A 9,847-nucleotide genomic window follows, 5' to 3' on the forward strand; every position below is an offset into this window, starting at 1 on the left:
CGTCTTATACTCCGGAACCATCAGAATTATTGGATGCCACCCACCCGATCAAAAGATGGCAGACTTGTCAGTGATTTCCAGTGCATCCAGATGGCAAAGGCCTTGCCCACCACCATCTCATCCGGCACCGTGCCCCAGAAACGGCTGTCGTTACTGTTGTCGCGGTTATCGCCCATGACAAAGTAATGGCCTTCAGGAACAACCCATTCTCCCTCACCGGAACCGCTCACCCGCCCCATGGTCAGGTACAGATCATGTTCAACCTCACCCAACTGTTCCCGCCAGCGTTCCATGGGGGGCAAGCGCGCAACGAAATCCCGGGGAACCGGCTCATCATTGATGAACAGTTGCTTGTTGCGGTAACGAATATGATCGCCCGGCAGGCCGACAACCCGCTTGATGTAATTGGTGGTGCCATCCTCAGGATAGCGGAACACCATGACATCACCCCGCTCCGGATCGCCGATCTCAACAATCTTGGTACCGGCCACCGGCAGGCGCAGGCCATAGGCGTACTTGTTGACCAGGATAAAATCCCCCACTTCGAGGGTCGGCAACATGGAGCCTGAGGGGATCTGGAACGGCTCGATCAGGAACGACCGAAGCACCAGGACTACCGCCAGCACGGGGAAAAATGAGCGGCTGATATCCACCAGCCAGGGTTCCCGGTCCTCGAACTCATCGGCTGATTCGTCTACCTGGCCACCCTGCTCTGCGCCGGCAAGCCGACGCTTTCTCAGGAACGCGATGTCCGCCAGCCAGACCGCTCCGGTCACGAAAGTCAGAACCACCAGTACCAGTGGAAAATCAATGTCCATCCAGGTGCCTTTTTAGTTATCCACTTTCAATACAGCAAGAAACGCTTCCTGAGGCACCTCGACATTACCCAGCTGCTTCATGCGTTTTTTACCTTCCTTCTGCTTCTGAAGCAGTTTCTTTTTACGGCTGACGTCGCCACCGTAACACTTCGCCGTTACGTTCTTGCGCAGGGCCTTGACCGTTACCCGGGAGACCACCTGGGTACCAATGGCAGCCTGAATGGCAATATCAAACATCTGACGCGGGATCAGCTCTTTCATCTTCTCGATCAACTGGCGCCCTTTGCGGTGGGACAGATCCCGGTGCACAATCAGCGCCAGGGCGTCGACACGATCCCCGTTGATCAGCACATCCAGGCGAACCAGGTTGGCACTCTGGAAACGGACAAAGTGGTAATCCAGTGATGCAAAGCCACGGCTGGCCGATTTGATCCGGTCAAAGAAGTCCATCACCACTTCCGCCATCGGCAGCTCGTAGGTGAGCTGTACCTGTGTGGACATGAAGTGCATGTTCTTCTGCACACCGCGCTTTTCTTCACACAGGGCAATGACATTACCGAGGTGCTCCTGGGGTACCAGGATGTTGGCCTCGACAATGGGCTCACGCATTTCTTCGATGGAACCAATATCCGGAAGCCTTGAGGGGTTGTCCACCGACAGAGTCTCACCCTGCTTGGTGACCACTTCATAGATTACCGTCGGCGCCGTGGTAATCAGATCCAGGTCGTACTCTCGCTCCAGCCGCTCCTGGATGATCTCCATGTGCAGCATGCCCAGGAAACCACAGCGGAAACCGAAGCCCAGAGCATCCGAGTTCTCGGGCTCAAAGAACAACGAGGCGTCGTTGAGGGTGAGCTTTTCCAGGGCATCCCGGAAATCGTCATAATCGTCGGCGCTGACCGGGAACAGACCGGCGTAAACCTGGGGTTTCACTTTCTTGAACCCCGGCAGCATCGGGGTTTCTTCCGCAAACTTCTGGTGCACGATGGTGTCACCCACCGGCGCACCGTGGATATCCTTGATTCCCGCAACAACGAAACCGACGTCACCCGCTTCAAGCACATCAGTGTCGGTGGGCTTGGGATTGAAGACACCAACCTTGTCGGCGTTCCAGGCTTTCTTGGTGGACTTGATAACGATCTTGTCGCCTTTACGCAGTACACCTTCGGTCACCCGAACCAGTGACACCACGCCCAGGTAGTTATCAAACCAGGAATCAATAATCAGTGCCTGCAACGGCGCGCTGCGATCACCCTTGGGGGGCGGAATCTTTTTGATCAGATCCTCGAGGACATCCTCAACACCCAGTCCGCTTTTGGCACTGCAGCGCACGGCATCGGAAGCGTCAATGCCGATAATGTCTTCAATTTCCGCCGCAACCCGCTCGGGCTCGGCCTGGGGCAGATCCATCTTGTTCAGGACCGGCACCACTTCAAGGCCTTGTTCGATAGCGGTGTAGCAGTTGGCCACCGACTGGGCTTCCACACCCTGACCGGCATCCACTACCAGCAGCGCCCCTTCACAGGCGTACAGTGAGCGGGACACCTCGTAGGAGAAATCCACGTGGCCCGGGGTATCGATGAAATTCAGTTTGTAGGTTTCCCCATCCTTTGCCTTGTAGTTGAGCGTGACGCTCTGGGCCTTGATGGTGATCCCGCGTTCCCGCTCCAGATCCATGGAGTCCAGGACCTGTTCGGCCATTTCACGGTCTGTCAGGCCACCGCAGATCTGGATAAAACGATCCGCCAGCGTGGATTTACCGTGGTCGATGTGGGCAATAATGGAAAAGTTACGGATTCGGCTCAGTTCAGTCACAGACAATGATTACTCATATAAGACGTAGGATTGAGCCCGGAGGGGCCGCTACCGGGATCCGGGAACGGCGTGATTTTACCGGTTACAGGCCGCCATTGCCATGATCAGGAAATAAGCGGCTTCTCGTACTGCCGGATCAGGAATCCGATCAGGGCATCTTCGTCCAGCGGATAGCTGAACAGATTGCCCTGGCACTGGGCGCAACCGGCGGATTTCAGGAACGTCAGCTGCTGTAGCGTTTCCACCCCTTCCGCCACCACCGTCAGGTGCAGCTTGTGAGCCAGGGCGATCACCGCCGACGCCACATCGGTGGCACTGACGTTGTAGGGAATGTCGCGAATGAAGCGATGATCTATCTTGATCACATCCAGCGGCAACTGCTGCAGCGCCACCAGTGAGCAGGAGCCGGTACCGAAATCATCCAGAATCAGGCACACGCCCAGATCGTTCAGGGACACCAGCAATTCACGCAGCATTCTCGGGTCTTCATTGAGCAACTCCGCCGGCATTTCCAGCTCCAGCCGCTCGGGAGATACTCCCGTCTCGGTAATCACCCGCCGGATCATGTCCAGGAAGCCGGAGTCCGTCAGCTGACGCACCGAGAAGTTCACCGCCATCTTCAGCGACTCGAACCCGGCCCGCTCAAGCGCCTGGACCTGGATACAGGCTTGCCGCAGCGCCAGCTCGCCCAGGCGGATGATCAACCCGGTTTCTTCTGCCAGGGTGATGAACTGCTGGGCCGAGACCAGACCTTTTTCCGGATGATGCCAACGCAGGAAAGCCTCCACACCGATCACCCGCTGAGTAGCCAGATCCACTTTTGGCTGGTAGTGCAGGACAAACCGGTCGCCATCGAGTGCCGTGGCCAGTTCTTCCTGCTGCAGCAGGCGACGGGCGGCCTGGATGTTCATGGCCGGCGTGAAGAACTGATACGTGTTGCGCCCCAGCTCCTTGGCGCGATACATGGCCAGGTCGGCATATTTCATCAGCGCGCCTGCATCCTCACTATCGTGAGGGATCATGGTGATCCCGATGCTGACGGTCACACCTACCTCATGGTCGTTCAGTCGAATACGCTGGCACAGGCGCCGCAAAATGTTTTCCGCCACTTTGCCGGCGGCTTCGGAGCCACTGATCCGGGACAACAACACCACAAATTCGTCGCCACCGAGCCGGGCCACGGAATCTTCCTCACGGACACAGCCTTCCAGCCATTGTGCGACCTGACGCAGGAGTTCGTCACCGGCATCGTGCCCCAGGGTATCGTTGATTCGTTTGAAACCGTCCAGATCAAGGAACATCAGGGCTGCCGCCTCGCCACTTCGGCGGCTGCGACGAACCACGTGATTCAACCGATCCCGGAACAGCTGCCGGTTGGCGAGTCCGGTCAGCGGATCATAGAACGCCAGTCGGTGCAGTTCGGACTGAGCTGCCTTTAGCTGGGTAAGATCCCGAAGGCTCAGAACCACACCGTTGACGCCAGGCACCGAGAGCATCGCGGTGAAGGTGCCTTCCATATCACGCCACTGGCCATCGGCATCACGCACCCGGGCACGCACCACCGGCATCTGTTTGCCCGGTGAGGCCATGGACTCTTCAAAACCTCTTTGCAGGTGCGACCAGTCATCCATGTGCACCAGCTTCTCGAATTCCAGGGCTTCCACCTTGTCCGGATCGAATCCCAGGATGTCACGACTGGACGGGCTGGCATAAAGCGGGCGCCCACGACGATCCATGACCAGGGTGACGTTGGCTGCGCCCTCAGTGATGGCGCGATAACGGCCGGCGCTGACCTGGGCAATCAGCCGGGAGCGAATCAGGGCCAGCACGAACAGCCAGAGCAGTAAACTGATGGCCAGGCCAGAGCCGAGAACAATAGGAGGCCGTGGATCGGCGGCGAGATAATCAAAGGCTGGTGTTGAACGGGTCTGCAGCAGCCATTCCCGGCCACCGTGTCTGATGGTCTGGCTCATTTCAAAGCTGAATTCGTTGTCCAGCGAACCGAGATTGGAGCCATACATCAGGGTATCTCGTGCCACCACCCCGCTGTCGTAGATGCGCACATCCAGAAATGGCGATATCAGGCCAACAATACCGTCGATCAGGTTGTTCATCCGGAAGGCACTGAACACGTAGCCGGCCAGCATCATGCGGCGCTCGGCCCGGATCTCCGGAATCTCGCCGCCCTGGAACACCGGGTAGTACATCAGAAAACCGGCCTGATCCTCGGCCACAGACTCCTGCACCAGCACAACCTTGCCGGTGACCGTCGGGATAGCGTCATCCCGGGCCTGCTCCATGGCGGTGCGGTGGATGGGGTCACTGAAAGCGTCATAACCCAGCGCCTTGCGATTACGCTCGGTGCCCGGCTCCAGATAAACCATGGGATAGTAGTAGGGCCCGGTACCCAGCGGCTTGACCAGATAATTGTAGAGCCCCTCCGCCCGAACCGAGGCAATGTGATCGGCCATTTCGCGGACACCAATACGCTCAACGTAGCCGATACCCTCAATACCGGGGTAATAACGATTGATATCGACGTTGTCGACGTACTCTTTCCACTGATCGCGTGTGACTTTACCGGTGACAGCAAACAGACCGGCACTGCCGGCAAGAACCTGTTCGTAATTGAGCAGGCGTTCTTCAATCGCGGTCTTAAGCTGCAGGGACTGAGTGCGGAATCGGGCCTCGGTGCGATCTTCAACCAGCCGGATGGAGACCTGCCAAAGCAATACCGTCGCAACCACAGACACCAGGAATACCACCCAGGCGATCCAGGAATTGCGCAGCTTCAGCAACTGACGGAGGGGAAGATCCTTTTTGGTCATCATCGTGTTCGGCCCATTCCATGACCCGGTTTATTGTCGAATCCGGCGAGTATAACAAAAGTGTTCTTGAACCCACAGTTTGGCCGGCCGTTGGCGCTGAGGTGTGGCCGACAGCTTGGTCGGTGCTCCTGACACTCTTTGGAATTCAGGCTGGCTTGAGGAGGTACAGACGGGAGCTACGGTCGCAAAGCGCCGTTCTTTGAATACACAATCCTATCGGTTCATTGCTTAATAATCCGCGTTTGCTGCGTCCGGCGGAGAACCGCCAGGTTTCAGGGATTCCGAAAGAAAATCCAGCAGCAGCCTTATCTTCGGCGACAGATGACGGTTATGGGGATACACCGCCCAGATACCGTCATCGTCTTCCTGATAACGGGTCAGCACCGGAATCAACAGCCTGGAATCCAGTGCGCTCTGAACGTAGTAATCCGGAAGCTGAACAATGCCAATCCCCTTGAGGGCGGCATCAAGCAGGGCCCTGCCACTGTCGCAACGGATGTTCCCCGTTACCCGTACGTTGCGCGGCTGGCCCGCTTCCTGGAAGCGCCAGTACTCCAGGTTTCCCAGCAGGCAGTTGTGGTTCGCCAGTTCGGACAACGAGTGGGGCGTGCCGTGCGTGGCGAGATAATCCGGCGAGGCACACACGTATAGGGTTCGGGATGCGAGACGCCGGGCCATCAAGGTCGAATCCTCGAGCTTTCCCATGCGCACGGCAAGATCGTACCCCTCAGCGACCAGATCCAGTGTCTGGTTGGTAAGCTTCATGTCCACGTCGAGTTCGGGGTATCGCAAAACGAAGTCATTGACCAGCGGCGCAATGGATTTCTCTCCATAGGTCACCGGCGCAGTCAGCCTCAGCCTGCCTCGCGGGACCAACTGCATGTTGGTAATAGAGCGTTCCGCCTGCTCCAGGGCATCAAGTACCTGCCGGCAGTGCTGGTAAAAGATCTGTCCGGCCTCGGTTACCGACACCCGGCGAGTGGTGCGGTAGAACAACCGGGTCGATAAGCGGGCCTCCAGGGCACTGACCTGACGACTGACCTGTGCCGTCGACACGCCCAGTCGCTTCGCGGCACGCGTGAAACTCTCGGTTTCAGCAACCGCCACAAACTCGTTTACCCCTTCCCAGCGATACATGGTTTTCCCTTTTTGCTTTGCACCACCCGATTATTGCGCACACGTAAAGGTGATTTGATAAAAACATCGATTATCAATAATAGGGCCATAAATACAATATGGCCTTCGTTTGGGCGTCCCGCCCTTCCTGAATGACCAATGGAGAACGTTATGGCTGAGATGATCAAATCAAAAGCAGCAATTGCCTGGGGCCCGGGGCAGCCACTGTCGGTTGAAGAAGTGGACGTGATGCCCCCGAAAGCAGGGGAAGTACGGGTAAAAGTGATCGCAACCGGTGTATGCCACACCGATGCATTCACCCTCTCGGGTGAGGATCCCGAGGGCAACTTTCCAGCCATCCTTGGCCATGAAGGCGGCGGCATTGTAGAGGCGATTGGTGAAGGCGTTACCAGTGTTGCCGTCGGCGATCACGTTATTCCTCTGTATACCCCCGAATGTGGCGAGTGCAAATTCTGCCTGTCCGGCAAAACCAACCTGTGCGGGAAAATCCGCGAAACCCAGGGTAAAGGTCTCATGCCCGACGGCACCAGCCGCTTCTACAAGGATGGCCAGCCCATCCATCACTACATGGGCTGCTCGACCTTCTCCGAGTACACCGTTCTGCCGGAGATTTCGCTGGCGAAGGTCAACAAGGAAGCCCCGTTGGAAGAGGTGTGCCTGCTCGGCTGCGGCGTAACCACCGGCATGGGCGCCGTCATGAATACCGCCAAAGTGGAAGAAGGCGCTACAGTGGCCATCTTCGGGCTCGGTGGGATCGGCCTGTCTGCGATTATTGGCGCGACCATGGCCAAGGCGAGCCGAATCATTGGCATCGATATCAATGACAGCAAGTTCGACCTGGCACGACAGCTTGGCGCAACCGACTGCATCAATCCCAAAGACTATGACAAGCCGATTCAGGAAGTGATCGTTGAACTGACTGACGGTGGCGTGGACTATTCCTTCGAATGCATCGGCAACGTCGATGTCATGCGGTCCGCACTGGAATGTTGCCACAAGGGATGGGGCGAGTCGGTCATTATTGGCGTTGCCGGGGCAGGCCAGGAAATTTCCACCCGCCCGTTCCAGCTCGTTACCGGTCGCGTCTGGAGAGGATCCGCCTTCGGTGGGGTCAAAGGCCGTTCCGAGCTACCCGGAATTGTTGAACGCTACCTGCAAGGTGAGTTCAAGCTGAATGATTTCATCACCCACACCATGGGCCTCGATGACATCAACGAAGCCTTTGAGTTGATGCACGAAGGCAAGAGCATTCGCAGCGTTATCCATTTCGACAAGTAATGGTGATGGCGGCCCGCCACTTCGGCGCGCCGCCCTGCAACGGAGTGTCCAATGACCCTTGAAAACCTGAGCAGTAACAAAAGTTTTGGTGGCTGGCACAAACAGTACAGCCATCCGTCCGAAAGCCTTGGCTGCGCTATGCGCTTCGCGATCTACCTGCCACCGCAGGTTGCCAACGGACAGAAAGTGCCGGTGCTTTATTGGCTTTCCGGCCTCACCTGCACAGACGAAAACTTCATGCAGAAAGCCGGCGCCCATCGCGCGGCTGCGGAACTGGGCATGGCCATCGTGGCACCGGATACCAGCCCCCGGGGCGATCACGTTGCCGACGATGAAAGCTACGATCTTGGCCAGGGGGCGGGCTTCTATGTAAACGCGACCGAAAGCCCATGGCATCCCCACTACCGCATGTACGACTATGTTCTGAATGAGCTGCCTGCACTGATCGAATCTGTTTTCCCGGTAACGAATCAACGCTCGATTGCGGGCCATTCAATGGGTGGTCATGGCGCCCTGGTTCTGGCTCTGCGCAACCCGGAGCGCTACCAGTCCGTGTCGGCCTTCAGCCCGATCAGCAACCCGGTAAACTGCCCATGGGGCAAAAAAGCCTTTACTGCCTACCTGGGCAAAGACAGCTCGCGTTGGGCCGAATACGACGCCAGCCTGCTGATGCGGGATGCAACACAGTTCGTACCGGCACTGGTCGACCAGGGAGACGCGGATAACTTCCTGACTGAGCAGCTTCGGCCAGAGGCGCTTGAGGCCGCAGCCAGCATCAACAATTACCCGCTGGAGCTCAATTTCCGGGAGGGCTACGACCACAGCTACTTCTTTATCTCGAGCTTTATCGAGCAGCATCTGCGATTTCATGGCAGGCATCTGGGGTGCGGCTCGAAGCATTGATATCGAGACAGACTGGACGTAGGTTTTTCACAGCACTGGGGAAATTGGCTCATATCACATCGGGGGGCTGTGTTCGCTTTTGTTGAGTCTTGCCGGGGGTGCGGACTGGTCGCAAAGCGAACGTTCAGATGGTGCGATAACGCCGGCGCACACTAAGCGTTCGGTGATCCCAAATTGATTCGATGACCACCATCGGGCCAATTAAACCCAGTCAGTAACTTGTAGGTACTCCTCGCACCTTTTGACTGAGAGCGGCTTAGCATATAGATAGCCTTGTCCCGCATCACAGCCAAGGATTCGGAGATGGTTTTCTTGCTCTTTGGTCTCAATTCCCTCGGCCAGTACATCGAGTCCTAGGCTATGTCCCATCTGAATAATCGCTTTGGCAATTGCTCCACTTTCCTGGTCGTTAGGTAAGCCCCGGGTGAATGACTGGTCACTGTGGCCATCACAGCTGGGCTGGGCGATTCTGTATCTCCTGCTCTACAGCAGAGCTTGTGGGAGGGCCAGAATCCCCCTGCAGCTGGATATGCTCAGTCACGAGGCTCGACACATAGAAATCTCAGAGATGAGAATGAGTTGCATCCCATCTCGCTTACACTTACCCGGAGAGAGCTTTAGATAGCTTGGCTTGCCGGGTGGGAAGATTGACCGTTTCAGCTGCGATCATCCGGTCTCCGGAAAAGAGCCAGAATTCACAGGCATTGTCACTCTCTGTGGGACGCCGCTGAATTCGGTCGTATCCAGTGGCGATTCCAATACACTGGACTTTCATGCCGTTGAGATCTGACCAAAAACGAGGAGGAGAGGCAGGCGGAGACGGTTTACCACAAATATGAGCCGCCGCAATTTGTGCTTGAAGCATGGCATTGTGAATAGTTTCTATTCGGATGGGTGTATTGGTGGAAACGTTGACGGCTTTAGCGCAATCTCCGATCGCAAATACTAAGAAGTACAAAAGTAAGCGGACATCATTTATAATGTAGGCATTGTTCAACCGACCTTATCGGAGTTGCCTACTCATGCGCCATACTGACGGTCGTAAACTGGATCATAAAACTCTGGAAG

8 protein-coding genes are annotated in these 9,847 nt (G+C 56.7%); 2 read left to right on the top strand and 6 right to left on the bottom strand.

Going from position 1 to position 9,847, the window contains the following annotated elements:
- Positions 1-26 precede the first annotated feature (26 nt).
- From lepB to ARC85_RS17360, 4 genes are all read right to left on the bottom strand, one after another.
- On the bottom strand, positions 27-818 hold the full coding sequence (gene lepB / locus ARC85_RS17345; protein ID WP_023007924.1) for a signal peptidase I: 792 nt from the start codon (positions 816-818) through the stop codon (positions 27-29).
- A gap of 12 nt (positions 819-830) precedes the next feature.
- Positions 831-2,633, bottom strand: a complete 1,803-nt coding sequence (gene lepA, locus ARC85_RS17350) for a translation elongation factor 4 (protein WP_011785715.1) — start codon at positions 2,631-2,633, stop codon at positions 831-833.
- Positions 2,634-2,737: 104 nt separating this feature from the next.
- The gene (locus ARC85_RS17355) at positions 2,738-5,464 is read right to left on the bottom strand and encodes a bifunctional diguanylate cyclase/phosphodiesterase (RefSeq protein ID WP_011785716.1); all 2,727 of its coding nucleotides are present in this window, start codon (positions 5,462-5,464) and stop codon (positions 2,738-2,740) included.
- 225 nt (positions 5,465-5,689) lie between these two features.
- Positions 5,690-6,598: a LysR family transcriptional regulator gene (locus ARC85_RS17360; protein ID WP_286715615.1), complete on the bottom strand. Its 909-nt coding sequence runs from the start codon at positions 6,596-6,598 to the stop codon at positions 5,690-5,692.
- A gap of 159 nt (positions 6,599-6,757) precedes the next feature.
- On the opposite strand from ARC85_RS17360, the gene ARC85_RS17365 reads away from it, so the two are divergent.
- Together ARC85_RS17365 and fghA are read left to right on the top strand one after the other, a co-directional pair.
- Positions 6,758-7,876, top strand: a complete 1,119-nt coding sequence (locus tag ARC85_RS17365; protein ID WP_236040471.1) for an S-(hydroxymethyl)glutathione dehydrogenase/class III alcohol dehydrogenase — start codon at positions 6,758-6,760, stop codon at positions 7,874-7,876.
- A gap of 51 nt (positions 7,877-7,927) precedes the next feature.
- Complete coding sequence (fghA, locus tag ARC85_RS17370) at positions 7,928-8,779, top strand: S-formylglutathione hydrolase (protein WP_286715617.1); 852 nt, start codon at positions 7,928-7,930, stop codon at positions 8,777-8,779.
- A gap of 201 nt (positions 8,780-8,980) precedes the next feature.
- Here fghA and ARC85_RS17375 read toward each other — a convergent pair whose 3' ends face one another.
- Together ARC85_RS17375 and ARC85_RS17380 are read right to left on the bottom strand one after the other, a co-directional pair.
- Positions 8,981-9,247: an EAL domain-containing protein gene (locus ARC85_RS17375; RefSeq protein WP_081496573.1), complete on the bottom strand. Its 267-nt coding sequence runs from the start codon at positions 9,245-9,247 to the stop codon at positions 8,981-8,983.
- Between the two features lie 133 nt (positions 9,248-9,380).
- Positions 9,381-9,776 (bottom strand): oxidoreductase C-terminal domain-containing protein, encoded by a 396-nt coding sequence (locus ARC85_RS17380; RefSeq protein ID WP_286715619.1) that lies wholly within the window; start codon positions 9,774-9,776, stop codon positions 9,381-9,383.
- Positions 9,777-9,847 lie beyond the last annotated feature (71 nt).

It is taken from the genome of Marinobacter sp. tcs-11, assembly GCF_002049515.1.
Lineage (GTDB): Bacteria > Pseudomonadota > Gammaproteobacteria > Pseudomonadales > Oleiphilaceae > Marinobacter > Marinobacter nauticus.

Bases quoted from the DNA above. Each gene is read 5' to 3' on its own strand.
- ARC85_RS17355 (WP_011785716.1), bottom strand. From the start codon at position 5,464: ATGATGACCAAAAAGGATCTTCCCCTCCGTCAGTTGCTGAAGCTGCGC.
- lepB (WP_023007924.1), bottom strand. From the start codon at position 818: ATGGACATTGATTTTCCACTGGTACTGGTGGTTCTGACTTTCGTGACC.
- ARC85_RS17365 (WP_236040471.1), top strand. From the start codon at position 6,758: ATGATCAAATCAAAAGCAGCAATTGCCTGGGGCCCGGGGCAGCCACTG.
- ARC85_RS17360 (WP_286715615.1), bottom strand. From the start codon at position 6,598: ATGTATCGCTGGGAAGGGGTAAACGAGTTTGTGGCGGTTGCTGAAACC.
- fghA (WP_286715617.1), top strand. From the start codon at position 7,928: ATGACCCTTGAAAACCTGAGCAGTAACAAAAGTTTTGGTGGCTGGCAC.